This window comes from Sphingomonas antarctica (assembly GCF_965137005.1).
Taxonomy (GTDB): Bacteria; Pseudomonadota; Alphaproteobacteria; order Sphingomonadales; family Sphingomonadaceae; genus Sphingomonas_O; species Sphingomonas_O antarctica.
The window spans coordinates 13,259-36,632 of sequence record NZ_CBCRXM010000016.1 but is presented as its reverse complement, the minus strand read 5'-3'; the positions used below and the strand labels follow the sequence as shown (position 1 = coordinate 36,632).

General features: G+C 64.8%; 29 protein-coding genes. 13 read left to right on the top strand and 16 right to left on the bottom strand.

The annotated features are described in order from the left end of the window. Position 1 precedes the first annotated feature (1 nt). Genes ACM9ME_RS13695 through ACM9ME_RS13665 form a run of 7 tightly spaced genes read left to right on the top strand, consistent with a single transcriptional unit; the run spans position 2 to position 5,019 of the window. On the top strand, positions 2 to 274 hold the full coding sequence (locus ACM9ME_RS13695; protein WP_415644020.1) for a flagellar biosynthetic protein FliO: 273 nt from the start codon (positions 2 to 4) through the stop codon (positions 272 to 274). Then, entirely contained in the window at positions 267 to 1,085 is an 819-nt protein-coding gene (gene fliP, locus ACM9ME_RS13690) for a flagellar type III secretion system pore protein FliP (protein ID WP_415644019.1), read from the top strand. Before ACM9ME_RS13695 ends, fliP begins: the two co-directional genes overlap by 8 nt. Before the next feature lie 4 nt (positions 1,086 to 1,089). Then, the gene (gene fliQ, locus ACM9ME_RS13685; RefSeq protein ID WP_415644018.1) at positions 1,090 to 1,359 is read left to right on the top strand and encodes a flagellar biosynthesis protein FliQ; all 270 of its coding nucleotides are present in this window, start codon (positions 1,090 to 1,092) and stop codon (positions 1,357 to 1,359) included. Then, on the top strand, positions 1,356 to 2,135 hold the full coding sequence (gene fliR, locus ACM9ME_RS13680) for a flagellar biosynthetic protein FliR (protein ID WP_415644017.1): 780 nt from the start codon (positions 1,356 to 1,358) through the stop codon (positions 2,133 to 2,135). The genes fliQ and fliR overlap by 4 nt, the downstream gene beginning before the upstream one ends. Beyond that, positions 2,136 to 3,275 carry an EscU/YscU/HrcU family type III secretion system export apparatus switch protein gene (locus ACM9ME_RS13675; RefSeq protein ID WP_415644016.1) on the top strand — a complete coding sequence of 380 codons (1,140 nt, stop codon included), beginning with the start codon at positions 2,136 to 2,138 and terminating at the stop codon, positions 3,273 to 3,275. It begins immediately after the preceding gene. A gap of 29 nt (positions 3,276 to 3,304) precedes the next feature. After that, a complete protein-coding gene (gene fliD, locus ACM9ME_RS13670) occupies positions 3,305 to 4,651 on the top strand; it encodes a flagellar filament capping protein FliD (RefSeq protein WP_415644015.1) in 1,347 nt (448 codons plus the stop codon). After that, a complete protein-coding gene (locus ACM9ME_RS13665) occupies positions 4,648 to 5,019 on the top strand; it encodes a flagellar export chaperone FliS (protein WP_415644014.1) in 372 nt (123 codons plus the stop codon). Before fliD ends, ACM9ME_RS13665 begins: the two co-directional genes overlap by 4 nt. Here ACM9ME_RS13665 and ACM9ME_RS13660 read toward each other — a convergent pair. The 14 genes from ACM9ME_RS13660 to ACM9ME_RS13595 all read right to left on the bottom strand — a co-directional run bounded on the left by ACM9ME_RS13660 (position 5,016) and on the right by ACM9ME_RS13595 (position 15,517). Further along, positions 5,016 to 6,035 carry a sigma-54 interaction domain-containing protein gene (locus ACM9ME_RS13660; protein WP_415644013.1) on the bottom strand — a complete coding sequence of 340 codons (1,020 nt, stop codon included), beginning with the start codon at positions 6,033 to 6,035 and terminating at the stop codon, positions 5,016 to 5,018. The genes ACM9ME_RS13665 and ACM9ME_RS13660 overlap by 4 nt on opposite strands. Before the next feature lie 79 nt (positions 6,036 to 6,114). Next, positions 6,115 to 6,981: a flagellar motor protein MotB gene (locus ACM9ME_RS13655; protein WP_415644012.1), complete on the bottom strand. Its 867-nt coding sequence runs from the start codon at positions 6,979 to 6,981 to the stop codon at positions 6,115 to 6,117. After that, the gene (motA, locus tag ACM9ME_RS13650; RefSeq protein WP_415644011.1) at positions 6,978 to 7,847 is read right to left on the bottom strand and encodes a flagellar motor stator protein MotA; all 870 of its coding nucleotides are present in this window, start codon (positions 7,845 to 7,847) and stop codon (positions 6,978 to 6,980) included. The genes ACM9ME_RS13655 and motA overlap by 4 nt, the downstream gene beginning before the upstream one ends. 78 nt (positions 7,848 to 7,925) lie before the next feature. After that, positions 7,926 to 8,744: a flagellin gene (locus tag ACM9ME_RS13645; protein WP_415644010.1), complete on the bottom strand. Its 819-nt coding sequence runs from the start codon at positions 8,742 to 8,744 to the stop codon at positions 7,926 to 7,928. Positions 8,745 to 8,755: 11 nt separating this feature from the next. Then, complete coding sequence (gene flgK / locus ACM9ME_RS13640; RefSeq protein ID WP_415644009.1) at positions 8,756 to 10,063, bottom strand: flagellar hook-associated protein FlgK; 1,308 nt, start codon at positions 10,061 to 10,063, stop codon at positions 8,756 to 8,758. Further along, positions 10,060 to 10,350: a rod-binding protein gene (locus ACM9ME_RS13635; RefSeq protein WP_415644008.1), complete on the bottom strand. Its 291-nt coding sequence runs from the start codon at positions 10,348 to 10,350 to the stop codon at positions 10,060 to 10,062. Before ACM9ME_RS13635 ends, flgK begins: the two co-directional genes overlap by 4 nt. After that, positions 10,347 to 11,432: a flagellar basal body P-ring protein FlgI gene (locus tag ACM9ME_RS13630; protein WP_415644007.1), complete on the bottom strand. Its 1,086-nt coding sequence runs from the start codon at positions 11,430 to 11,432 to the stop codon at positions 10,347 to 10,349. The genes ACM9ME_RS13635 and ACM9ME_RS13630 overlap by 4 nt, the downstream gene beginning before the upstream one ends. Then, positions 11,432 to 12,091 carry a flagellar basal body L-ring protein FlgH gene (locus tag ACM9ME_RS13625; protein ID WP_415644006.1) on the bottom strand — a complete coding sequence of 220 codons (660 nt, stop codon included), beginning with the start codon at positions 12,089 to 12,091 and terminating at the stop codon, positions 11,432 to 11,434. The genes ACM9ME_RS13630 and ACM9ME_RS13625 overlap by 1 nt, the downstream gene beginning before the upstream one ends. Then, positions 12,072 to 12,860: a flagellar basal-body rod protein FlgG gene (gene flgG, locus ACM9ME_RS13620; protein WP_415644005.1), complete on the bottom strand. Its 789-nt coding sequence runs from the start codon at positions 12,858 to 12,860 to the stop codon at positions 12,072 to 12,074. Before flgG ends, ACM9ME_RS13625 begins: the two co-directional genes overlap by 20 nt. Positions 12,861 to 12,871: 11 nt before the next feature. Beyond that, a complete protein-coding gene (flgF, locus tag ACM9ME_RS13615; protein ID WP_415644004.1) occupies positions 12,872 to 13,615 on the bottom strand; it encodes a flagellar basal-body rod protein FlgF in 744 nt (247 codons plus the stop codon). A gap of 2 nt (positions 13,616 to 13,617) precedes the next feature. Continuing rightward, on the bottom strand, positions 13,618 to 14,448 hold the full coding sequence (locus tag ACM9ME_RS13610) for a flagellar hook-basal body complex protein (RefSeq protein WP_415644003.1): 831 nt from the start codon (positions 14,446 to 14,448) through the stop codon (positions 13,618 to 13,620). A 12-nt stretch (positions 14,449 to 14,460) separates the two neighbouring features. Next, positions 14,461 to 14,778: a flagellar hook capping FlgD N-terminal domain-containing protein gene (locus ACM9ME_RS13605; protein WP_415644002.1), complete on the bottom strand. Its 318-nt coding sequence runs from the start codon at positions 14,776 to 14,778 to the stop codon at positions 14,461 to 14,463. Continuing rightward, positions 14,775 to 15,167 carry a flagellar basal body rod protein FlgC gene (flgC, locus tag ACM9ME_RS13600; protein WP_415644047.1) on the bottom strand — a complete coding sequence of 131 codons (393 nt, stop codon included), beginning with the start codon at positions 15,165 to 15,167 and terminating at the stop codon, positions 14,775 to 14,777. Before flgC ends, ACM9ME_RS13605 begins: the two co-directional genes overlap by 4 nt. Positions 15,168 to 15,178: 11 nt before the next feature. Next, positions 15,179 to 15,517, bottom strand: coding sequence for a flagellar basal body rod protein FlgB (locus ACM9ME_RS13595; protein WP_415644001.1), 339 nt, complete (start codon positions 15,515 to 15,517; stop codon positions 15,179 to 15,181). A 108-nt stretch (positions 15,518 to 15,625) separates the two neighbouring features. On the opposite strand from ACM9ME_RS13595, the gene flgA reads away from it, so the two are divergent. The 6 genes from flgA (at position 15,626) to ACM9ME_RS13565 (ending at position 20,390) form a co-directional block, all read left to right on the top strand. Further along, a complete protein-coding gene (gene flgA, locus ACM9ME_RS13590; RefSeq protein WP_415644000.1) occupies positions 15,626 to 16,096 on the top strand; it encodes a flagellar basal body P-ring formation chaperone FlgA in 471 nt (156 codons plus the stop codon). Positions 16,097 to 16,173: 77 nt separating this feature from the next. Continuing rightward, entirely contained in the window at positions 16,174 to 16,446 is a 273-nt protein-coding gene (gene flgM / locus ACM9ME_RS13585) for a flagellar biosynthesis anti-sigma factor FlgM (protein ID WP_415643999.1), read from the top strand. Continuing rightward, positions 16,439 to 16,777, top strand: coding sequence for a hypothetical protein (locus ACM9ME_RS13580; protein ID WP_415643998.1), 339 nt, complete (start codon positions 16,439 to 16,441; stop codon positions 16,775 to 16,777). The genes flgM and ACM9ME_RS13580 overlap by 8 nt, the downstream gene beginning before the upstream one ends. Before the next feature lie 51 nt (positions 16,778 to 16,828). After that, positions 16,829 to 17,584, top strand: a complete 756-nt coding sequence (locus ACM9ME_RS13575; protein WP_415643997.1) for a transglycosylase SLT domain-containing protein — start codon at positions 16,829 to 16,831, stop codon at positions 17,582 to 17,584. A gap of 8 nt (positions 17,585 to 17,592) precedes the next feature. After that, a complete protein-coding gene (flhA, locus tag ACM9ME_RS13570; RefSeq protein ID WP_415643996.1) occupies positions 17,593 to 19,680 on the top strand; it encodes a flagellar biosynthesis protein FlhA in 2,088 nt (695 codons plus the stop codon). Beyond that, positions 19,677 to 20,390, top strand: a complete 714-nt coding sequence (locus tag ACM9ME_RS13565; RefSeq protein WP_415643995.1) for a sigma-70 family RNA polymerase sigma factor — start codon at positions 19,677 to 19,679, stop codon at positions 20,388 to 20,390. The genes flhA and ACM9ME_RS13565 overlap by 4 nt, the downstream gene beginning before the upstream one ends. A 22-nt stretch (positions 20,391 to 20,412) precedes the next feature. Here ACM9ME_RS13565 and ACM9ME_RS13560 read toward each other — a convergent pair whose 3' ends face one another. Then, positions 20,413 to 20,886, bottom strand: a complete 474-nt coding sequence (locus tag ACM9ME_RS13560) for a BLUF domain-containing protein (protein WP_415643994.1) — start codon at positions 20,884 to 20,886, stop codon at positions 20,413 to 20,415. A 116-nt stretch (positions 20,887 to 21,002) separates the two neighbouring features. Then, entirely contained in the window at positions 21,003 to 23,321 is a 2,319-nt protein-coding gene (locus tag ACM9ME_RS13555) for a hydrolase (RefSeq protein WP_415643993.1), read from the bottom strand. Between the last annotated feature and the right edge of the window lie 53 nt (positions 23,322 to 23,374).

Here is a 23,374-nt window from a genome sequence, read left to right as displayed (position 1 = left end):
CATGACCGAATATATCATTCGCCTGTTGATCATGGTGCCGCTGATCGGTGCCATCGCCTGGGGTAGCCTATGGCTGTGGAAGAAGACCCAGGGCGGCATGATGATGAGCCTCAGTAAACAGGAACGCGCGGTGAAAATCGTCGATGCGATCCCGATGGCCCAAGGCACCAAGCTCGCGGTCGTCGAGTTCGCCGGACGCACGCTGCTGGTGTCCGCATCGCGCAACGGCATCACGCTGATCGCCGAGGGCAATGGCGACTTCGCCGATGCCTAGTTTCGTGCGTTTGGCACTGCTGATCCTGCTGCTGTTCGTGCCGGCCAGCGCCTTTGCGCAAGCCGCGCCGACGACGCAGCTGCCGGTGGTGGCGCAGGTCACCGCCCCTGCCACTGCGACACCGGCGCCGATCGGCACGCCGGGCCCCGCCGCGGCGCTGAGCAAGATCGCAGGCGGGCAGCAATTGTCGCTCTCGCTGCAAATTCTCATCCTGATGAGCCTGTTGACGGTGCTGCCGTCGCTGATCCTGATGATGACCAGCTTCACCCGCATCATCATCGTGCTGTCGATTTTGCGACAGGCGCTGGGACTGCAACAGACCCCGCCGAACCAGGTGCTGGTCGGGTTGAGCCTCTTCCTGTCACTGTTCGTGATGCAGCCGGTGCTGACGCAGGTGAACGAAACCGCGCTCAAACCCTATAACGCCAACCAGATCACGCTCGACGAGGGCATTGCCCGTGCGGGCGTTCAGTTTCACCACTTCATGGCGGCGCAGACGCGCAAGGCCGATGTGCGCATGTTCACCAAGCTGGCCAAGGTTCAGCCGGTGGCCAAGGCAGAGGATATTCCGTTCTCGATCCTGCTGCCCGCGTTTGTCACGTCGGAGCTGAAGACGTCGTTCCAGATCGGCTTCCTGATCTTTCTGCCGTTCCTGATCATCGACCTGATCGTCGCCTCGTCGCTGATGTCGCTGGGCATGATGATGTTGTCGCCGACGATCATCTCGATGCCGTTCAAGTTGCTCTTGTTCGTGCTGGTCGATGGCTGGGCGCTGACCATGGGCAGCCTCGCCAGTTCGTTCGTCAGGTAGCATCATGGAAGCCGATTTCTTCGTTGCCTCCGCGTCGCACACGATGTGGATCCTGATGCTGGCCTGCGCGCCGTTGCTCATTCCGACGCTCGTCGTCGGTGTGCTGATCGGCATGGTTCAGGCCGCGACCTCGATCAACGAAGCGACGCTCACCTTCGTCCCCAAACTGATCGTATTCGCCTTGGTCATCATCCTGTTCGGCAGTGCGATCCTCGTGCTGCTGACCGATTTCACACAGGATATCTTCGCGCGCATCCCCGAACTGGTGCGATGATCCCGACATCGCTTACGCAGCTTCAGCCGATGCTGCTGACGCTGATGCTGGCGATGCTACGGCCCGGCGCGGCGTTGCTCGCCGCCCCGATTTTTGGCGCCTCGGCCATCCCGGTCCAAGTCCGCGTGATCCTCGCGCTTGCCGTCGGCGTTCCGGCCAGCAGCGCGGCGCATTTCGACGGGTCGATGGATGCGATTCTCTCGGTCGGCGGCATCGTCATGATGATGGGCGAAGTCGTGCTCGGCCTCGCTCTCGGCTTCGCGCTGCAGATCGGCTTCGCGGTCGCATTGATCGCGGGGGAATCGATCGGCTCGGCAATGGGCCTCGGCTTCGCGTCGATGAACGATCCGGCCTCGGGCCACAGCTCGACCGCGATCGGCCAGTTTCTCAACCTCCTCGCCGGAGTGCTGTTCCTGTGCTCGGGCGGACACCTCGCGCTGATCGAGATCGTCATGGGCAGTTTCCGCTCGCTCCCGCCCGGCGTGTCGTGGCTGACGCCCCAGGCGTTGCACGGGCTGGCCGATTTCGGCGGGCTGATGTTCGCGGCGGGCGCGACCGTCGCGCTGCCCGTGGTGTCGGTACTGATCCTCGTCCAGATCGCCATGGCCGTCGTCACGCGTGCCGCGCCGGCGCTGAACCTGTTCGCGGTCGGCATTCCAGTGACCGTCCTCGCGGGCCTCGGGTTGATGGCGTTAGCGGTCCCCGTGCTGGCGATGGCGATCGAACATGCGCTCGATCTCGGTCTCGATCAGGCGCGGGTCATCGCGGGGCTGTAAATGTCCGACAAACCCGATCGCGACAGCCAAACCGAGGCACCGTCCGCCAAACGCAAGGCCGATGCCGCGCGCGATGGCGATGTTCTCCAGTCACGCGACCTCGGCACCGCCCTGATCATGGCCGCCTGCGCCGGATGGATCGCGGTCGGCGGTGGCTGGACCATGGGCCATCTTCAGGATGTGTTGCGCGCGGGACTGAGTTTCAGCGCCGCCGACATCACCGATTTCGCGCCGGGCGGCCGCGCGCTGGCGGTCACCTCCAATGCCATCGCGCCGTTATTCGCCCTGTTCGGCGCGACGATCCTCGCCGCCGTGGCCGCTCCCGCGATGCTCGGCTCGCTCGGATTTCGCCCCGGCGCGTTTTCGGTCAAGCCCGGCAAGCTCAATCCGCTCGCCGGCCTGTCGCGCATGTTCGGGATGCAGGGGCTGACCGAATTGTGGAAATCGGTCCTCAAGGTGACCTTGCTCGCCGCGTCCGCATGGTGGGCGCTCAACGGCCAGCTCGACACGATGCTCGGCCTTGCCCGGCTCGATCCGGCCACCGCCGCCGCGCTGGCGGGCGGGACGCTTATCCGCCTGATCGAGGCGCTGACGCTCGCCTTGATGGTGATCGGCGGGATCGACGCGGTGGTTCAGTATCGCCAGCGCCAGGCGCGGCTGCGCATGACCAAGGAACAGGTTAAGCAGGAGCATAAGGAAGCCGAAGGCAGCCCCGAAGCCAAGGGCATGCAAAAACAGCGGCGACAGGAATTGCTCAACGGCTCCGCCCGCCGCGCGGTGACCGAAGCCAACGTCATCCTAACCAACCCGACGCATTTCGCCGTCGCACTGCGCTATCGCCCCGGCAAGGATGCGGCGCCGAGCGTCGTGGCACGCGGCCGCGGCGAAACCGCGCAGGCGATCAAGGCGCTGGCCAAGGAAGCGAACGTGCCGCTGCTCGAATATCCGCTGCTGGCGCGCGCCATCTATTTCACGACGCGCGCAGGCCGCGTCATCCCGGCCGATCTGTATCTCGCGGTCGCGACCATCCTCGCCTTCGTCTTCAATCTCGACAAGGCGCAGTCCGAAGGGCGCGCACAGCCGTTGGTCGCGGTGCCTGAGGGCAAGCGCTTCGACGAACGCGGCCGTCCCGAGGCTTAAGACGCGCCTCGAAAAGACGTAATAGAGACATGGTCACCACCAGCACCAACATCGTCAACAGCCTTGGCTTCGGCTCCGGTCTCAACGTGACCCAGCTTGTCACCGACCTGGCTGCCGCGTCACGCGATCCCAAGGTCGCCAAGCTCGACGCGCGCGACACCGCATCCAAGGCGAGCATCAGCGCGGTTGGCCTAGTGCGCTCCGACCTCGAAGCCTTTTCGACATCGCTTCAGGCGGTGGTCTCGGGCGGCACGCTTCAGGCCGCGCTGTCGATGAGCAACGCCAACGTCCTGGATGCGGCGACAGTCGCCGGTTCGTCGGGGCTAGGCATCGACACGGCGGTAACCGTCAACAAATTGGCGCTCGCGCAGAACAGCCTGTCGGCTTCCTATACCGACCGCACGACGATTCAGGGTTCGGGCAGCTTTACCCTGACCGTCAACGGCGTTGCGAAATCGGTGCCGATCGCCTCGGGCACCGGTACGCTCGACGACATTGCCAGCGCGATCAACGATGCCGGCACCGGCGTCGCCGCGCGCGTCGTCAATGACGGCAACGGCTATCGGCTGGTGCTGCGCGGTCCGACGGGGTCGGCAGGAGCATTCAGCCTGAGCTCGACCGATGCCGGCCTTTCGGATGTCGCGGCGGGCATGACGCAGACGCAGGGCGCGCAGAATGCCGAAGTCGTCGTCGATGGCGTGACCTACACCCGGCCGAGCAACAAGCTCGACGATGTGGTCTATGGCGTCGTCCTGAACCTGAAGCAGGAAGGCACCACCCGCCTGACCGCGCAGGACAACAAGGCGACCTATTCGTCCGCGCTGCAGGATTTCGTCGGGGCTTACAACGCGCTCAAGACCGATCTCGCCGCCGCGATGACCGCGACCAAGGGCGATCCGGGACTGCGCTCGCTGTCGAACCAACTCGCCAGTCTAGTGTCGCAAACGGTCAGCACCGGCGCCTTTGGTTCGCTCGGCTCGATCGGCATCCAGACGCTCAAGGACGGGACGCTGCAATTCAGTTCGGCGACGTTCGACACGGCTTACACCGCCAACCCCGACGCCGTCGTCGCGGTGTTCGTGCCCAAACGCGATTCGACGCATACCTCCATCACCGATCCGGGGATCGGCGGCGCACTGGCCGCGATCAAATCCTCGGCGCTGTCGACATCGGGTGTGCTGACCACCACCAGCACCCGCCTGACGCGCGAACAGGCGACGGCCACCGACGATCGCACCAAGATGGAAGCGAAGGAAAGCGCGTATAAGGATCGCCTGGCCAAGCAATATGCCGGTCTCGATGCGAAAGTCGGCGCGTTCAAGGCGACGCAGAGTTATCTGACCCAGCAGGTCGCGTTGTGGACCAAATCCTCGTGAGGGCGTCGGGAGCGCTGTCGCGGTATCAGGAAATCGATCTGGGCGGGCGCGTCGGCTCGGCAGACCCGCATGCGTTGGTCACATTGCTGTACGACGAACTGCTCGCCAGCCTCGACGTCATGGGACGCAGCCTGGCGAATGGCGGCGTCGTCCATCATGGCCAGCACGGCCGCGCGGTGGCGCTGCTCGCGGCGCTCGAAAGCGGGCTGGATCTGCGTGCGGGAACGCTCGCGTCGAGCCTTGCGCAAATCTATCGCCAGATGCAGCGCCGCCTGACCGCCGCGCGCAATGGCGATGCGAAGGCAGTGGCGGAAATCAGCGAAGGCGTCCGCAACCTCGCCGAAGCGTGGAAAAGCATCCGCGCCTAAGCGACGCGATACTTCCGCATCTTTTCGATCAACGTCGTTCGCTTGAGCGTCAGCAGTCGCGCCGCTTCGGATACGACCCCGTCGGCGGCGTCGAGCGCATGCTGGATCCGTTCGCATTCGAGGGTCTCGATCAGCTCGCGCAAATTTATCGGTCCGTCGCCATTGGGTGCGACTGGCGGCACGATATCCGGCCGGACATCGCGCAAATAGGTGACATTGTTGCTCGCGCGCGGACGGCCCAGCAACTCGTCCATCTCCGCCCCGCCGATCGAGTGCCCTGGAAACAGGACGCGCGCGCGTTCGAGGACATTGCGCAGTTCGCGGACATTGCCTGGCCAGTCATGGAGTTCCAGCCGGGCCATCGCCATCCGGTCGAATTGCACCCGGTCGCGTTCGCCCATCTTGCGTTGGAAATGGTCGATGATCGGGGCGATATCCTCGGGACGCTCTTGTAGCGGCGGGGTGTGGATCGGGATCACGCTCAGGCGGAAATACAAATCCTCGCGAAAGCGGCCGGCATCGATTTCGTCGCGAATGTCGCGGTGCGTGGCGCAGACGATGCGGACATCGACCTTGACCGCGCTGGTGCCGCCGACGCGCTGCACCATGCCGTCCTCGAGCACGCGGAGCAATTTCACCTGCATGTCGAAGCGCATGTCGCCGATTTCGTCGAGGAACAAAGTCCCGCCGCTGGCTTCTTCGAACCGCCCGATCCGCCGCTGCGCCGCGCCGGTGAAGGCGCCGCGTTCATGGCCGAACAATTCGGATTCAATGAGGTCGGCGGGGATCGCGCCGCAATTGATCGCGACAAACGGCATGGCGGCGCGCGGGCTGGCCTGATGGATGGCGCGCGCGACCATTTCCTTGCCGGCGCCCGACGGGCCGGAGATCATGACCGGGGCGGAACTGGGCCCGACGCGGCGAACGCGGTCGCGGACCTGCTCGATCGCGACGCTGACGCCGACGATCTGGCCATCCGCTTGCGTCTTTTCGACCCGCCTCGCCGTACTTGCCATCGACCCGTCGCCCCTTTTGCCTTGGGACGGTAAATGGCCGCTTAGGGTTACTTGCCAGTTAACGTGCCGGCGGACGGCGTTAAGTCGTTGGCCCAGGCTGCGCGTCGCTCCACGTCAGGGTGATCGAAATGCGCCGGTTGTTGGGGCTATAGCGGTCCTTATTGTCATAGGGCTCGCGGTCGGCGACCCCTTCGATCCGCACGAACCGATAGGGCGCGACCTGCTGCATCGCGAGCATCTGGCGCGTCGCTTCGCTGCGCGCGGTCGACAGCCGCCAATTGTTCATCGATGGGTCGCGCGACCACGGCGTCGCGTCGGTGTGCCCGCGAATGGTCAGTCCGTTGGGCAGGTCGCGAATGCCTTCGCCGACGGTCTTCAACAAGCCTGCCGCCGGGGCCGTCAACTGGTCGGTGCCCATATTGAACATCGCGAATTCGGCGTCGTCGACCAGGTCGATGCGGAGACCATCGCGGGTTTCAGTAAAGTGCACATTGGCGGCGATCTTGCGCAGGCTGGGGTTGCGGCGCAGCTGGTCCATCACGCCGCGTTGCAGCGCGGAGAAGCGGCGCTGGTCCTGATCGCGTCCGCCGCCTTCCTTGGGGCCGCCCTTGGCATCCATCGGCAACGTCATCGCGCGCGTGCCGGTTTGCCCGGCGCGGTTGGGGTATTTGTCGACCGACGTAATCGAATCGCCGCCGAAAAAGCTGGTCGAGCCTGCCGCATCCTGCTTGCTCGCGACCAGAGTCGGCGCGAAATAATCGGCGAGCGCCTTGCGCTGTTTCTCGTTGGTCGCGCCCAGCAGCCACATCAGCAGGAAGAACGCCATCATCGCCGTCACGAAATCGGCATAAGCGACCTTCCACGCGCCGCCATGATGGCCGCCATGCCCGTCGACGATGATCTTCTTGACGATGATCGGGCGGGGTTTGTTGGCGTTGGCCTTCACTTCGTCGCCACCCGCAGGCCTTCGAACACGTCCGAAAAGCTCGGCTGATTGTGATGGGCGATGCCCGACCGCGCGGCTTCGATGACCAGCGGCTGGGGGTGCCCATGCAGCGACGCGATGATCAGCTGTTTGATCACGTGATAAATGGCGTTGTCTTCCTCGACGACGCTCTTTGCCTTGTTGGCGAACGGCCCGACCATGCCATAAGCGAGCAACACGCCGAGGAACGTGCCGACCAGTGCGGACCCGATCATCGCGCCCAAGATGGCCGGCGGCTTGTCGATCGAGCCCATCGTCTTCACGACACCGAGCACCGCGGCGACGATGCCCAAAGCGGGCAGGGCGTCGGATAGCCCCTGCAGCGATTCGACGGGGCGCAGCGCATGGTGGTTGTGCGCCTTGACGGCGTTATCCATGACCTCCTCGACCGCATAGGGCTCTAGCGTGCCCGACGACACGACGACCAGGCGCAACGTGTCGCAGATCAAATGGATCAACGTGCTGTCGCTCAACAGGCGCGGATAGTCGGCAAAGATCGACGATGCCTTGGGATCCTCGATATGCGGTTCGACCGCGACGGGCCCGTCGGTGCGCAGCAACTTCATCAGGCGCGACACGAGGAAAATCGCGTCGAGATAATCCTGCTTCTTGTATTTCGGGCCCTTGAACACCTTCATCAGGCCGCCGCCGAGCGCCTTCAGATCCTTCGCGGAATTGCCGATGATCAGCGATCCGACCGCGGCGCCGCCAATGATCAGCATTTCGTGCGGCATCGCTTCCAGCACCGGGCCGAGGTTGCCGCCGGTGAACGCGAATCCACCGAAGACCAGCACGATGAGGACAACAAGGCCGACGATGGGGAACATTGCTGGTGGCGACCTCGGGGAAAAACGGGACGTTGCTGATTAGGTTAACGACCGGAGCGTCCGGTTCTTGAGGGCGGATCAGCCTAAAATATCGAACAGGGTGCGCCGGTTGATCCGTGCGAAGGCTGCTTGCGCCGCTTCGAGAGTGATCGTCTGGCTGTTGAGCTGCGCGGTTGCCGAGACGATGTCGGTGTCCGCGAGCGAGGATTTTTCTACCTTGATGTCGGTCGTGTGCGAATCCAGCCGGTCGATGGCCTTGTCGATGTTCGCGGCACGGATGCCGTGATCGGCGACAGTCACCGACGCTTCGTCGACCGCATTGCTCATGTCGTCGAGCGCACTGGCCATCGCCGTCGTGTTGCCCGCCTCGACGGCGGCGGCCGCCGCATCGAGGCGCGCATCGAGCGTGCCGAAACTGTCGGCCGCGGTCGCGACGGGCACGATCGATTGCCCTGCGGCGACCGGGATGGCGATCGCATCTCGTCCGGCGAACAACGGCTGACCAAGCGACGATTGCGTCGCGCGGAGCGAGCGGATGTCCGAGGCCATTGCCCGCAGCGCCAGCGCCTGGGTCTTGCGGTCGGCCGGGGTCAGCGTGCCGTTGCTGGCCGTGACCATCGTTTCGCGGGCGCGGATCGTGATGTCCGACATACTCTGCAATGCGGTATCGGCTTCCGACGCCAGCGATTGGGCGAGGCTCAGATTGCGCGACCACACTGTCGAATCCGATCCGTCGCGCGTCAGGCGCGACACGCGCGTCGATGCCGCGACATCGTCCGACGGCATCTGGATGCGCTTGCCGGTCGAAATGCTTGTCTGGGTCTGGGCGAGCGCCGACGCCAGCTGGCTCTGACGGGCGATTTCGTAAGTCATCCGGTTTCCGGTGGCTGCGATCATCGGTCGGGTTCCTAAATGGCGTCGAAGATGGATTGCATGGTTTCGCGCGCGACCTGCAGGATGCGGGCGGCGGCGTCGTAAGCCTGCTGGTAACGGACGAGGTCGCCGGCTTCCTTGTCCAGATCGACCGCGCTCAGATCGTCGCGCGCCGAACAGGCCCCGGTCAGGCGGGCGGTCGCGGCGGCGTCCTGTGCCGTGACCCCGGCGACGGTCTGAGACTGACTGGCGACGAGCGCGGTGAAACCGGCTTCGCTGCCGGTTGATCCTCGCAAGGTGGCAAAGGCCAGCGCATTGCCGTTGGACGATGTGCTCGTCGCGGCGGCAACCTTGGCCGGATCGGTGATCGCGGCGGTCAGCGACGCGGCGGTGGTGCCGGTGAACAGGGCTCCACCTGCGGTGCCGCTCGAATCCTGGCCCGCCGCGTGCGTCGTGTTGAATTGCGTTGCGACCTGCGATGCGAGGGCGTCGAGCGCGCCGCGCTGATCGCGAACATGCGTCGCCGCTTCGGCCAATCCGCCCAAGCTGCCACCGGAAATCGCGACGCCGCCGTAGCTCAGCGTGCCGTCAGTGCTTTGGGCGACAGTGATCGTCGTGCGTGTCGCACCGCCGAGCAGCGTGTCGCTACCCGCCTTCAGCGTCGTCGCACCCTTGGCATCGAAGGTGATCGTGACGGGCAGCGTGGCGGAAATCCGGTCGAGCAACTTGTCGCGCTCGTCCAGCAATCCCGCCTGATTGGTCGATCCCTCGCGCGCGCGGAGCAGCCCGTCATTGACGCGCGACAGCGCGGTGACGTCGGCATTGACCGCGTCCACGCCGATCGACGCAGTCTGGCCGATACCGGCACTGACCTGATCGAGGCTGGCGGCGGTGCGGCCGAATGTCGTCGCGACATCGCCGATCGTCGACAGGAAACTTTGGCGCAGCGTGGTGTTGGTCGGATCGGCGGCGAGGCTGTCGGCGGCGTTGAACGCGGCGGTCAGTGCCTTGCCAACCCCCGAACCGCCATCGTCGAGCGCGCGTTCGGTCGCCTGCAGTGGCGCGAGCTTGGCCGACGAGCGGCCAGATTCGCTGCCAGCGGTGCGCGCATCGGCCACCAGCCATTGGTCGGTGGCGCGCGTCACGCCCGTCACGCGCACGCCATTGGGCAGCACGGTGCCGGTGTAGAGCAGGCTGTTGGCGCCCGACGGCATCTCGGTCAGGTTGATGTCGCGGCGGACATAACCCTTGGTATTGGCGTTCGAGATGTTGTCGCCGACGGTCTGCAACGCCTTGGAATAGGCGCGGACGCTCGACGCGCCGATGTTCAGCAGGTCGCTCATTTGACGACTGCTTTATTGAGCTGTTTCGACAATAGCGCGCCGATCCCGAACACGCCTTGCTTCGACATGGCGTCGGCGGTTTGCGCGTCGGCCATTTCGCGGAAATTGTCCGTCGCGCTGGATCCGAACAATTCGTCGCCCAGCTTGGCTTTGCGCATTTCGCCGATCACTTGACGCATGAACACAGCCTCGAATTTCTCCGCGGCCTTTTTCAGCTCGGGGTCGATGGCCTTGGTGGCCGTCGAGACGGCGTTTTGGGCCAGCGCTGCGGCAATGGTCTGGGTCATAGGATGACCAGCTCCCCTTGCAGCGCACCGGCCTGTTTCAACGCTTCGAGAATCGCGACGAGATCGCCCGACCCGACGCCCAGACGGTTGATCGCCGCGACGATTTCCGACAGCGAGGCGCCCTTCATGATGAAGGCCGGGGTGCGCTTTTCCTCAACAACGATCTGGCTGTTCGGCGTAACAGTGGTCTGACCGCTGCTGAACGGCGCGGGCTGCGACACTTGCGGCTTTTCGTCGATGCGGACGGTGAGTTTCCCGTGCGTGACGGCGGCGGGCATGATCCGCACCGCGCCGTTGATGACCACCGTGCCGGTGCGCGAATTGACGATCACCTTGGCCGCCGCAGCCGCCGGGGTGATCAGCAAATTTTCGACCCGGCTCATCAACGCGGTGCGCGCTTCGGCGCCTTCGGGCGCGGCGATCGTGATCGACACACCGTCGACGGCGCGCGCAATCCCGCTGCCGATCGAGCGGTTGATCGAGTCTGCGACCAGGCCCGCATTGGTCAGGTCCGCATTTGCCAAGTTGAACGTCAGGGTGGGGGAGGTGGCAAAGCCCGTCTCGACCGCACGCTCGATCGTCGCGCCGCCATCGATCCGCCCGACGCTGGGTACGTTGACCGTAACCTTGGATCCGTCTGCCGCATCGACGCCGAGGCCGCCGACGACGAGGTTGCCTTGCGCCATCGCATAAACCTGTCCGTCCGCACCCTGCAGCGGGGCCATCACCAACGTGCCGCCGCGCAAGGACTTGGCCTTGCCCAGCGCCGACACGGTCACATCGAGCCGGGTGCCGGGCTTGGCGAAAGCGGGCAAATCGGCAGTGACGATCACTGCCGCCGAATTCTTGAGGCTGGGGTTGGAACCCGCTGGAACGGTCATGCCGAAACGCTGCAATGCGCCGCGGATGCCCAATGTCGAATAATCGAGGCTGTCGTCGCCGGTCCCTGCCAGTCCGACCACGACGCCATAGCCGGTCAGCTGGTTCCCGCGGACCCCGGCAAAGCTGCCGAGATCCTTCAGCCGCTCGGCCTGAAGCGGCGTCGCGATCAGAGCGAGGATGAGGAGGAGGAAAGCACGCATCAGAACGGGCTCACCACGGAGAAGAACCGCTGCAGCCATCCCTGTTTGCTGCCGCGCGCGACTTCGCCCTTGCCGGTATAGCCGATCTGGGCGTCGGCAATGCGGGTCGAGAGGACACGGTTGTCCGGGCCGATATCGGCCAAGCGGACGATGCCGGTCAGTTGGATGACCTCGTCGCCGCGGTTGAGCGTCAGCTGCTTCTGGCCGCGGATCAGCGCGGTGCCATTGGGGCGGACCGCGACGATGGTGACGCTGATCTCGCCGGTCAGCGCGTTGGATTGCGCCGCTGTGCCGGAACCCTTGAATGCCTGATTGCCGCCCGCGCCGATGTCGCTGGGCTTGAAGAACGACAGTGGTCCGGTCGTGGGCGGGGTCAAGCCCAAGCTCCCGTCGCGCGCGGTCTGCGCCGAATTGGCCTTGGTCGCCTGGGTGCGCTCGGCGAGCACGATCGTCAGGATATCGCCGACGCCGCCGGCGCGCGCGCCATTGGTCAGCGCCACATAGCTCGCGCCCGGGAAAATCGCTCCCGGGCTCGCCTGTGGCGCGACCATCGGCGGCAAGGCCGGGCTGTAATCGGGCAAAGGCTTCTTGCGCGCTTGCGCCGCTCCGGAGAGCAGCAGCAAAGCAAGGCCGAAAGCCTTAGAGCTGCTGGTTGGCATTACGCAGCATCTCGTCGGTCGCCTGGATCATCTTGGAATTGACCTCATAAGCACGCTGCGTCTCGATCATGTCGACGAGTTCCTCGACGACGTTGACGTTCGACGCTTCCAACGAGCCAGCACGAATCGTGCCACGTCCCTCGATGCCCGGGGCGCCGACCTGCGGCGCACCCGATGCGGGTGTCTCGATCAGCAAATTATTGCCGATCGACTGCAGCCCTGCTTCGTTGACGAAGCCGGCGGTTTCGATCTTGCCGACTTCTGTCGGTTCGGTCGCCCCGGCGACCGTCGCGGTGACCGTGCCGTCGGCGCCAATCGAAATGTTGGTGGTCTGCGCCGGAATCTGGATTTGCGGGCTGACGGGCATGCCGTCCTGAGTCACCAGCGTACCTTCGGACGACCGCTGGAAATTGCCATCGCGGGTATAAGCGGTGCGGCCGTCGGGCATTGTGATCTGAAAAAAGCCCGCGCCCTCGATCGCCATGTCGGTCGCATTGCCCGTGGCCTGCATCGTGCCTTGCGTGGCGATGCGTTCGGTCCCGTCGATCGACACGCCCGTGCCGAGATTCAGCCCGGTGGCATATTTATTCTCGGCCGACGATGCCGCCCCCGGCTGAGTGATCAACTGATACGCCAGTGTCGAAAAATTGGCGCGGTCGCGCTTGAAGCCCGTCGTGTTTACGTTCGCCAGATTGTTGGCGATGACCTGCATACGCATGTTCTGCGCATCCAGCCCCGTGCGGGCGACGTGAAGAGCACCGTTCGACATTCATATCACTCCTATTGCGGCATGCTCATGAGCTCGGTGGCGGCGCGATCATTTTCGCGCGCATCCCCGATCATCTTGAGCTGGACATCCCATTGGCGGCTGGCCTCGATCATCTGGACCAGGGCATCGCTGGCAGTGACGTTCGATCCTTCGAGTGCGCCCGATTGCACGCGGGCGTCGGGATCGTCGGGCAGCGAACCGCCGCCGCGCACGCCGAACAGCCCGTCGAGCTGTTTCACGACATCGCTGCCCTTGGTCGAAACCACGCGCAGCTTGTCGACTTCCTGAGGCTGCGATGCGTCGCCGCCCTGCGGCACGACCAGGATCGCGCCGTTGGCGGCAATGCTGACGCTGTCGGCAGGGGGTAAGGTGATCGGACCGCCCGAGCCCATGACGGGCCGCCCGTCGCCGGTCGTCAACAGGCCGGTCGACGACACCTGCAAATCGCCACGGCGGGTATAGGCCTCTTCGCCGTCCTCGCTCTGCACGACGAGCATACTGTCGCCTTCCATCGCGACGTCGAGCGAACGACCGGTCTTGTTGATCGTGCCCTGCGCCATGTTGGCGGAGATCACTTGTTCGCTGACCGTCGCATGCGGCAAGGATTGTGGATTGTTGAGCCAGACCGACTGGGCATTGGCCAACTCGCCGCGGAATCCGGGCGTGTTGGCATTGGCCAGATTGTTGGCGATGGCGGTCTGGCGCGCCATACTGCCGCGCATCGCCGCCAAACTCGCATAGATCAGCCGGTCCATGATCAGCCGTGAATGTTGAAGATGGTTTGAGTCATGGTCGACGCGGTCTCGATCGCCTTGGCGTTCGCCTGGAAATTGCGTTGTGCGGAAATCAGCGAGACGAGCTCTTCGGTGATATCGACATTGGCATGTTCCAGCGCGCCCGACTGGATCGAACCGAGCGGACCGTTGGTCGCCGAATTGATCGCCGCCGCGCCGCTGTCGCCGGTCGATTGCCAGTGCGAGTCACCCACCGGGCGCAGTCCCTCGATCGCGGTGAAGCTTGCCATCGCGACCTTGCCCAGCTTGGAATCGGAGCCGTCGGCAAAGGTCGCCGTGACCAGGCCGTCTTCACCGATCGACACGTTCACCAGCGCCGCGTTGGCATTGGTCGGCGACGCCGACGGCAAGTCGAAATCCACCATATCGCTGAGCGACGTGCCGGTGACAGTGCCGTTCGCATCGACGGGCAGCAACTGCACGCGGCTGCCGATCGAATCCACGACATGGCGGTTGGTATCGACCGAGAAATTACCCGCACGCGTATAGGTGACATCGCTGCGCGGCGCCTGGCCCTTCACGACGAAAAACCCCTCACCGGTGATGCCCAGGTCGAGCGTCTTGTCGGTCGTCTCCAGCGTGCCTTGCGTAAACTGCTGCTGGATGCCGAGCAGCTTGGTGCCCTGGCCCGCGATCATCTTGGTCGTCTGCGTCGGTGAGCTCGAAAAGATGTCGCCGAACTCGGCGCGGCTCTTCTTGAAGCCGACCGAGCCGACGTTGGCAATGTTGTTCGAGATCACCGACAAGTCGGTCTGCGCGGCGCGGAGACCCGACAGCGAATTATAATAGGACATGGCGGCGGCTCCTTAAGCGGCGGGCTGAGCAGCGGCGGTTTGGGCCGCAGTGCTGGTGGTCAGGATCTGTTTCAGCAGGTCGGTCTGGGTGCCCAGCTGGGTCGAGATGCTCTTCAGCGTCTGACCCATCTCGGTCGTTGCCGACGACGCCGTGATCTGCGCCATCTGCGCGATCATCTGGCTGTTGTCGTGCGCCTCGAACGGATCCTGTTGCTTCAGCTGTTCGGTCATCAGGCGCAGGAAGTCGGTCGACCCCAGCGTCTTGGACGACAATGCGCTCGCTGTGTTGTCGTAGATATTGCTCGTATTATTCGTGATGGCGTCGGTCATTGCCCAATCCTCAATGTGTCCAGCATCAGCGATTTCGCGGTCTGCAGAACCTGGACGTTGTTCTGATACTGGCGGCTGGTCTCGATCATCTCGACCATCTCCTGCGTCTGGTCGACGGCGGCTTCCCACACGTCGCCATTGCCGTCGGCCAGCGGGTGGCCGGGTTCATGGCGCTTGGTCGGGGTCATCGTCGACGTGTCGATACGATCAACCGCGACGGTCGCGCCGCCCTGACCGTCCATCACCGTGCGGAACACCGGCTTCATCGAGCGGTAGGCGCTGGCTTCGCTGCCCGTGACCGCGTTGGCGTTGGCCAGATTCGACGCGGTTGTGTTGAGGCGCACCAACTGCGCCTGCATCGCGCGCCCGCTGATATCGAACAGCGACATGCCGGCCATAGCTATTCTCCCTTCAGCGCGCGCTGGACCGTGGCGATCCGCGCGTTGAGGAATGAAAGCGTGGTGCGATACTGGACCGCATTTTCGGCAAAGGCGGTCTGCTCGCTCGAAATCTCGACCGTATTGCCGTCGAGCGACGCCTGCAGCGGCGTGCGATATTTCATCGCCGCATTGGTGTCCGCGCCGCGCTGGGCCGCGTCGAGCGCCTGTCCGAAGTCCAGGTCGCGCGCTTTGTAGCCCGGGGTAGCCGCATTCGCGATGTTCGACGCGATCATCGACATGCGCTGCGCGCGCAGTTCCAGTGCCTGGCCATGCAGTCCGAACAGGGGGTCGTTGCTCATCGTATCGGCTCCACGCGGAGGTGTTGTCAGCACGGTTGCAGCAAAGTTCGTGCCAAACCGCATGCTGGCACGGACTTTGCTGTCCGGATGGGGAGAAGGAGTTTCGACATGCGCCTGCCAATCCCCGCTCTCGCCCTTGCGATCGCCCTGGTCCCCCCGGTCCAGGCACAGCCGATACCCGCAGGCAGCTTCCAGGATCTCGACGCGCTCGACCGGCAGGTTGCCGATGCGACGGGTGGCCGCGCCGAACCGATCGACCGGCGCTTGCGGCTAAAGGCTTGCACTCAGCCGATTTCGATCACCGCTGACGGTTACGCGCCCAGCGTGCGCTGTGGCGTCGATGGCTGGCGGATCGCCTTGCGCGTGTCGCAGGCGGCACAGATCAATGCGCCGCTGGCCATTCGCCGCGGCGACGAAGTAACAGTGACCATCGAAGGGCAGGGCTTCGACATCACCGGATCGGGCATCGCGCTGGACGACGGGCGCGAAGGCGGCACCGTGCGTGTCAAAACATCGACAACCGGTACGCCCGTCACTGTGCGCGTGACCGGCCCCGGGACCGCGTCTCTTAAGGGCTAAAGCTTTTCGCCGCGCTTCCGTAAACACTGCCATGACTGTCGGCTTTCCGGCAGCATGCAAGTTTCGGGAGCAGCGCGATGATCGAAAGGATCGAAGGGAGTCCAGCCGTCCGGCGCGCTTCCGCCGCGCCAGTGAAAGGCGTCGCCACGATCCCGACAGGCAGCAAAGCCGTCGGGCATAGCGAGGTTCTCGCCACGGCACGCTCCCTCGCCGATCAGCCGATGCCGGTCGATCACTATCGGGTCGCGCAACTGCGCCAGGCGATTGGCAACGGCAGCTACAGGATCGACGCGCAATCGATCGCCCGCGCGATGCAGGATTACCCGATGCAGGATCAGGCGCATGGCTGATATGGCGATGGACGCGGTGATCGCGGCGCAGGCTCAATTGATCGAAGCGCTCGACCGCGGCGATGTGTCGGGTGTCGAGGTCGCAACTGCAGCCCTTGCGTCCGCGTTGACCGCGATGCGCGCCGACCCTGCGTGGAACATGCGTCCCTCGCGCCGTGACCAGGCCGAATTCGCGCTGCGCCAATGCGATGCCGCCAGGATGCGCGTCAATTATCTGGGCAACGCCACCCGCGAACGTCAGCGTGGCCTCGCGGCAATGCGCGGCGATGCCCGCGCCGCCAACACCTACGAACGCCCCTCGGCGATGCGGATGCGCCTGGTCACAGCCTAATTGGCACGGCCCTTGCTGCATGCCCCTCGAGCAAAGGGTGCGACGGCAAGCATGGCGGCGATCGATTCAGTTTCAGGAACACGGGTAGAGCGGGCCATTGCCAAGGCCGCCGAGCGCTCGGGCGTCGATTTCGACTATCTCTATAAACAGGCCCATCTCGAAAGCGGGATGAACCCCACCGCACAGGCCAAGACGTCGAGTGCGTCGGGCCTGTTCCAGTTCACGAAAAACACCTGGCGCAATACGGTTTTACAGCATGGCGCCGAACACGGCCTCGGCTGGGCCGCCAACGCCGTCGCTTCGCAACAGGATCTGGCGGCGGTCGATGCGCTGCGTTTCGAACCCGAAGCGTCGGCGGCGATGGCGGGTGAGCTGGCGGCGGACAATCGCTCAGCGCTCGAGGGCGCGCTTGGCCGCGAGCCTGAACCCGTCGATCTGTATCTCGCCCACTTCCTCGGCGCGGCGGGCGCGACGAAGTTCTTGCAAGCGTACAGCGCCGATCCCTCAACCGCGGCAGCACCGTTGCTGCCCCAGGCCGCCGCGTCGAACCGCGCGATCTTCTACACCGACAACGGCACGCCACGCAGCGTCGGTGAAATCCGTGACCTGTTCGCAGCACGAATGGGCGCGGCCAATGCTGCTGCCGCTCCGACGCTGATTCCGCTCCGCACGCAGGTCAGCACGACGCAGGCGGCGTCGAGCAACACCGACCGACCGATGGAGCTGGCGAACTTCGAACGCATGCCCGGCCATTTGTCGCTCGCCTTCGCCCAGGCGAGCTACGCCAAATTGAGTAACCTGCCTTGAACAATGTCGTGAACAAGAGCGTGTGGGCCGAAGCCGCCAGGGGCGGCGTCCTGCCCCTCGCCATCCTCATGCTGGTCATGCTGATGATCGTGCCGGTGCCGACCTTCATGCTCGACATGGGGTTCGTCGCCAACATCATGCTCAGCCTGGTCATTCTGATGATCTCGCTGAATTCGGCGCGCGCGCTCGATTTTTCGGCGTTCCCGACGGTCCTGCTGTTCGCGACGCTGTTCCGCCTGTCGCTCAACGTCGCCTCGACGCGCATCGTGCTGGTCAACGGCCAGAAAGGCGGCGCGGCGGCCGGTCACGTCATCGAAGCGTTCGGCCAATTCCTCATCGGCGGCAATTACGTCGTCGGCATCTTCGTCTTCGCGGTGCTGATGATCATCAACATCGTCGTGATCACCAAGGGCGCGGGCCGCGTGTCCGAAGTGTCGGCGCGCTTCACCCTCGACGCCTTGCCCGGCAAGCAGATGGCGGTCGACGCCGATCTCAACGCCGGCCTGATCACCCCCGACGAAGCCAAGGCGCGGCGTCAGGAAGTTTCGACCGAAGCCGACTTCTTCGGCTCGATGGACGGTGCGTCGAAATTCGTGAAGGGCGACGCCGTCGCCGGCATCCTGATCCTGTTCGTCAACATCCTGGGTGGTCTCGTCCTTGGTGTCGTCAGCCACAATATGGCGATCGGCGATGCGGCGAAGACCTATCTAACGCTGGCGATCGGTGACGCACTGGTCGCGCAGGTTCCAGCACTCCTCCTGTCGATCGCCGCTGCCGCCATCGTCACGCGGGTCAGCTCGCCGCTCGATTTGTCGGGCCAGATCACCAGCCAGTTCGGCGTGGCCAAGGCCTGGTATCCCGTCGCGGGCATCCTCGCATTTCTCGGCGTCCTCCCGGGCATGCCGCATTTGTTGCTGTTCGGCGGCGCGGGCGTCGCGACCTGGATCGCCCGGCGTGTGTCCAAGCCCAAAGCCGTGCCGTTGGTCGAGGCGACCGAGATCAAGGCGCCCGAACTCGACTGGAGCGATGTCTCGGAATCATCGCCGATCGTGCTGGAGGTCGGCTATGCGCTGATCGACCTGATCGACGATCGCAAGGGCGCGCCGTTGATGGGGCGGATCACCAGCCTGCGCCGTCAATTGTCGCGCGAGCTCGGTTTCGTCCTGCCGATGGTCAAGGTGAAGGACAATCTGGCGCTGCCGGGCAACGCCTATCGCCTGACCATCGCCGGGATCGTCGGCGGCGAAGACGATGTCTATCCCAACGATCTGCTCGCGCTCGACGCGGGCGATTGCCTGCCCGGGGTCACCGGCCGCGAAGTCCGCGATCCGACATTCGGGCTGCCGGCCTTGTGGATCGACGCGTCGCAGCGCACCGACGCCATCGTCGCGGGCTATACCGTCGTGGACGCGCCAACGGTGATCGCGACGCACCTCAACGAAATCCTCAATCGCGCCGCCGCTGCCTTGTTCGGTTTGGAAGAAGCGCAGGCGCTCGTCGAAGGGCTGAAAACCCACGCGCCACAGCTGGTCGGCGCACTGACGCCGCAGCCCTATTCGCTGGGCGCGATCACTGCTTTGTGCCGCGGGCTGCTCGCCGAACGCGTGCCACTGAAGGACTTCCGCCGCATCGCCGACGCCATGGTCGAGGTCGCGCCGATGGTCCTGCCCGCGCCCGCGCTGCTCGAGGCGGTGCGTCAACGCATCGGCGGGCTGATCGTCCAGCCGCTCGCGCCGATCAAGATGCCCATACCGGTCGTCACCTTCTCGGGCGAACTCGAGGAATTGCTCAGCAAATCGGCGCGCGCTGCACCCGAAGCGCTTTGGCCGTTCGAACCGCAATTGGCCGAAGGCGTGATGGCGGCGCTCGAGGCCGCGGTGCAGCCCGAAATGGCCGCCGCGCGCAACTTCGCAGTGGTCACCTCGCCCAATTGCCGCGCCCCGCTCGCACGCTTGATGGCGACCCGCCTGCCCGACGTCCCCGTCCTGTCGTTCAGCGAACTGCCCGAACATCGCCGCGTCGACGTGCTGCACGTCGTCGGCGGAAGCCTGCCCGCACTCGCCGCACCCGATACCGCCTCTGGAGAACTTGCATGACGACCGCAGTGGCCCGCAGCCGCCGGCTCGCCCAAGGCCATGGCCAATCGCTGGTTGAGCAGAATCTTCAACTGGTCCGCAAGCTGGCCTGGCACGTCAGCGCACGCGCCTCCAACGCCATCGAGCTGGAGGATCTGATGCAGATCGGCCTCGTCGCGCTGGTCGAAGCCAGCCGCGTCTACGAAGATCAGGGCTTTGCCTTCAGCACCTATGCCTCGACGCGGATCAAGGGCGCGATGCTGGACGCGCTGCGCCGCACCTCGCGGCAACCGCGCAGCGCCGCTGCCACCCGCCGCGAACTCGACGCCGCGCGCAAATGTATCGAAGGCGAAACCGGCACCGCCGCGACGTCCGAACAGGTCGCCGAATACCTGGGCATCACTCTCGCCGAACTGCGCCAGCGTGTAGACGCGTCGATGCCGGTCAACGAAGTCGGCCTGTCGGACGTCTATGCCGACGACAATATCGCCTTCGCCGACGACCGCGAGGACGTCGAAACCCTGCTCGACGACCAGCGCACCCGCCACATGCTCGGCGCCGCGATCGGCACGCTCGGCGAACGCGAACAGATGGTCCTCCAGCTTTATTTCCGCGAGGAATTGAATCTGGAGGAGATCGGCCAGGTGCTGGGTGTCTCCGCCGCCCGCGTGTGCCAGGTCAAGGCGGCGGCGCTGAAGGCGTTGAAGAAGAAGCTGACGTTGCCCTGCTAGAGATCACCCGTGGCTGATCTGATCAGGTCCGCCCAAGCGAATTGAGCGGCCCCGCAGAGATGTGCTCGAGAATACGCTTTAGTGCCGCAATGTTGTTTTCGTCCTCGGCAGTCTCGAGCGCGTCATGCAGCACCGGGATAATGCTATCGGCCTCGACCCGCTCCATCTCCCAATTCGGATAGAGACGCTCGCGGTTTTCCTCACTCCGGTCCAGCGATACGATATCGTAATGGCGCGGATCGGCATGCAGGCCTGCAATCAGATTTTTCATCTGGGCGGGCGGTCCCTCGATCCACTGGAAGAACACGCCGCTGCCGAACACCAGCACTCCGGTAATGCCGCGGGTGAGATTGCGGCGTTGCGCTGACTCCACGATGCGGCCGACGGCGTCGTCGTCGATATCCTCGGCGGCACGGCTGCAGTAGACAAAGGTTTGAAGCGTCGGCGCCGCGTCGTCGAACTCAGCGCCGGCTGGAAAATTATATTCGTCGAACATGGATCAGCTTGCTCTGTCGATGCGAGGCAGGACGTAGCGCTCCGTCGGTAAGCGTCACGACGACGCGTTTATCCTGTTTGTGTAGCGAAGCCCACTGAAAGCGGCTGCGTGGAGCGTCAAGCCGCCAGCCGCAACTCCACCGCCGGCGATCCGATCGGCCGGAACACGATTTCCGCCGCGACCGCTTCGCCGCTTGCCGGCGCGCTGACCAGCATCAGTCCGTTGGCCGAGCAGGCGAACAGCGCGTCGGACAGACGCTCGACGCCGTCATACACCGGCGTCAGGAGCGTTGCGCCGTCCCCGTTGTCGCGCTCCAATTCCTTGAGCGTCGTCAGCATCACGCTCTCGACCTCGACATGGCGCGCGATCCGGCCGAGCAGGATACCCGCTTGCAACCCGCCGGTCCCTAACGGCACGGTGACCTTGAAGAATCCGTCATGCGTCGGCCAGGCGTCGAGATCGACCAGCGTCTGATCGCTGCCGCTGGCGACGATGCAAGGGACGCTGAGCGCATTGCGCCGTACATCGGCATCGCGCAGTTCGAGCCCGAACCGCTGCTGCGCGAAATGCGCCAGCGCGAGGTCGAACCGCTCGCCGCACAGCTCGGCCGACGGGAACAGCCGGTCGGTCGTCCCCGCATAGCGCAGCCCGTTGCGCCGCAGATCCTGCTTGGCGGTGTTGCTGTCGAGCAACTTGTTGGTGTCGCGCGTGCCGAGGTTCACGTCATGCGCGAAGGTGGCGAGCAGCGCGCTCTCCGCCGCACTGGGCAAGAACAGGAAGCGGGTGAGCGAAGCCGCCGCCGCCTGACGTTCGGCAGCCATGTCCGCATCGCCGGCCACGCGGGCGTATGTCAGGCACGCCGCCTGCACATCGCCGCGCACCTGTTGCTGCCGCTTGTGATCGCGCGCCGCCGAAAAAATGCCACGCCCGTCGTCGCGGTAATCGGTGACCGTGCCGAGCCCGCTGGTGACAAGTTGTTCGAGCGCCGACACCGACCGCGTCAGCGCGAGCAGGAACGCGTCGTCATAATCATCGGTGCCGATGAAACCCGCCTTGTCGAGACCGCTGACATCGTTTTCGCGCAGCAACAGGTAACGCCCCGCGACATGCACACCGGCACGCTCACTCAGCAGCGCCGCGATCTCGTTCTGCACCGTGCCGTTGTAGCCGAGGTCGACGAACATCACCGCGTCGCCGCGTTCGACGCCCGCGCGGCGCAAATGCTTGACGATGCGATCGAGGAACAGCGATCCGCGCTTCTGGACCTTCGCCGCGACGTCGTCCTGCCGCAGATACGCCGCCATCGACGTCAGGCTGTCGCCCATCTCCTTGCGCTCGCGCGGCGAGAGCTGGAGCTGGTCGGCATGGACTTCGAAGCGCCGGTGCTGCTCGGCATCGATATAGCGTTCGAGCGCCGCCGGATCGGCCAGCCCGCCGCGCCGCGCGGTAAACCGGCTGATCGAGGCGTAAAGCGGTTTCGCGCCCGAGCGCGCTTCACGCACCAGCCCTGGCAGATGCCCGTCGCGGAGCAGATAGACGGTCTTGACCGGGCGCCCGGTCTCCGCGGCCAGTTTGGCCTCCTCGGTTTCCAGCCAGCGGTCGAACGCGGTCAGGACCGGACCGATCACGTCGAAACCGAGTGCTCCGGCGTCATCCATATCCGGGCGTAACGCCAGCGCAGGCCGATGCGGCTGGAACGCCGGCTTCACGCCACGCACTGCCGGATCGGCAAGGGTCGCAGCTGCGGCTTCGAGCCGCAGCTGCGTCTCCTGAGCATGAGTGAATTGGCGCAAATGGACCCCTAAAATGCCCAGCTTGCGCGGGGCATCATGGTCCGCAATCCGGTTGTCGCCGAGGTGCAGGATCTTGCCCGCCGCAATGCCCAACTGGTCGAGCACCGGCGCGAACAGCCCGCCCGCCTTGGGCATACCATAGTCCGACGAACAGAAGATGTTGTCGACCAGCGCGATCACCCGCTCGCCGCCCGCGCGCTCGATCAGGTCGATCAGCTGCCCGGCGTTGAGATACGTATCACTGACGATCATCGTCATCAGCCCGCGCGCCTTGGCCGCCTCGAGCAGCTGCACCACCGGCTCATACGCAAAGCAAGGCGCGGCTTCGGCATCCAGTTCGGCCTGCATCGCCGCAAAGCGCGCATTTGCATCGGCACTGGGCATCAGCGCGCCGTAAATCTCCTCCAGCGTCACCTCGCATCCGCGCGCGTGACGCATCTTGCCCTCGGCGGCCATGCGCCGCTGGATCGCCCCGCCCTTGATCGGCAGATCGCAGAATACATCCCTCGGCGCCTGCCCCCGCCGCCACAACAACGTGTCGAAACAGTCGAGGCTCAGCACTTCCATATCGGGAAAGCGGTCGAGCAAGCTGCCAATCTCGTGACAAGCGATCTGCGTCAGCGCGGGCGGATTCATGGTCATGCTCGAAGCCATGAAGCGATATGGTTAAAAACGCGTTTGCGATTTGCCGTGTC

Bases quoted from the DNA above. Each gene is read 5' to 3' on its own strand.
- ACM9ME_RS13575 (WP_415643997.1), top strand. From the start codon at position 16,829: ATGGCGGCGATCGATTCAGTTTCAGGAACACGGGTAGAGCGGGCCATT.
- ACM9ME_RS13555 (WP_415643993.1), bottom strand. From the start codon at position 23,321: ATGACCATGAATCCGCCCGCGCTGACGCAGATCGCTTGTCACGAGATT.
- ACM9ME_RS13625 (WP_415644006.1), bottom strand. From the start codon at position 12,091: ATGCCAACCAGCAGCTCTAAGGCTTTCGGCCTTGCTTTGCTGCTGCTC.
- fliR (WP_415644017.1), top strand. From the start codon at position 1,356: ATGATCCCGACATCGCTTACGCAGCTTCAGCCGATGCTGCTGACGCTG.
- ACM9ME_RS13610 (WP_415644003.1), bottom strand. From the start codon at position 14,448: ATGTCCTATTATAATTCGCTGTCGGGTCTCCGCGCCGCGCAGACCGAC.
- flgF (WP_415644004.1), bottom strand. From the start codon at position 13,615: ATGGACCGGCTGATCTATGCGAGTTTGGCGGCGATGCGCGGCAGTATG.
- ACM9ME_RS13645 (WP_415644010.1), bottom strand. From the start codon at position 8,744: ATGATCGCAGCCACCGGAAACCGGATGACTTACGAAATCGCCCGTCAG.
- motA (WP_415644011.1), bottom strand. From the start codon at position 7,847: ATGTTCCCCATCGTCGGCCTTGTTGTCCTCATCGTGCTGGTCTTCGGT.
- ACM9ME_RS13595 (WP_415644001.1), bottom strand. From the start codon at position 15,517: ATGAGCAACGACCCCCTGTTCGGACTGCATGGCCAGGCACTGGAACTG.
- fliP (WP_415644019.1), top strand. From the start codon at position 267: ATGCCTAGTTTCGTGCGTTTGGCACTGCTGATCCTGCTGCTGTTCGTG.
- fliD (WP_415644015.1), top strand. From the start codon at position 3,305: ATGGTCACCACCAGCACCAACATCGTCAACAGCCTTGGCTTCGGCTCC.
- ACM9ME_RS13635 (WP_415644008.1), bottom strand. From the start codon at position 10,350: ATGACCCAGACCATTGCCGCAGCGCTGGCCCAAAACGCCGTCTCGACG.
- ACM9ME_RS13565 (WP_415643995.1), top strand. From the start codon at position 19,677: ATGACGACCGCAGTGGCCCGCAGCCGCCGGCTCGCCCAAGGCCATGGC.
- ACM9ME_RS13695 (WP_415644020.1), top strand. From the start codon at position 2: ATGACCGAATATATCATTCGCCTGTTGATCATGGTGCCGCTGATCGGT.
- flgK (WP_415644009.1), bottom strand. From the start codon at position 10,063: ATGAGCGACCTGCTGAACATCGGCGCGTCGAGCGTCCGCGCCTATTCC.
- ACM9ME_RS13660 (WP_415644013.1), bottom strand. From the start codon at position 6,035: ATGGCAAGTACGGCGAGGCGGGTCGAAAAGACGCAAGCGGATGGCCAG.
- ACM9ME_RS13605 (WP_415644002.1), bottom strand. From the start codon at position 14,778: ATGACCGACGCCATCACGAATAATACGAGCAATATCTACGACAACACA.
- fliQ (WP_415644018.1), top strand. From the start codon at position 1,090: ATGGAAGCCGATTTCTTCGTTGCCTCCGCGTCGCACACGATGTGGATC.
- flgA (WP_415644000.1), top strand. From the start codon at position 15,626: ATGCGCCTGCCAATCCCCGCTCTCGCCCTTGCGATCGCCCTGGTCCCC.
- flgM (WP_415643999.1), top strand. From the start codon at position 16,174: ATGATCGAAAGGATCGAAGGGAGTCCAGCCGTCCGGCGCGCTTCCGCC.
- ACM9ME_RS13560 (WP_415643994.1), bottom strand. From the start codon at position 20,886: ATGTTCGACGAATATAATTTTCCAGCCGGCGCTGAGTTCGACGACGCG.
- flgG (WP_415644005.1), bottom strand. From the start codon at position 12,860: ATGTCGAACGGTGCTCTTCACGTCGCCCGCACGGGGCTGGATGCGCAG.
- ACM9ME_RS13630 (WP_415644007.1), bottom strand. From the start codon at position 11,432: ATGCGTGCTTTCCTCCTCCTCATCCTCGCTCTGATCGCGACGCCGCTT.
- flgC (WP_415644047.1), bottom strand. From the start codon at position 15,167: ATGTCGCTGTTCGATATCAGCGGGCGCGCGATGCAGGCGCAGTTGGTG.
- ACM9ME_RS13580 (WP_415643998.1), top strand. From the start codon at position 16,439: ATGGCTGATATGGCGATGGACGCGGTGATCGCGGCGCAGGCTCAATTG.
- ACM9ME_RS13675 (WP_415644016.1), top strand. From the start codon at position 2,136: ATGTCCGACAAACCCGATCGCGACAGCCAAACCGAGGCACCGTCCGCC.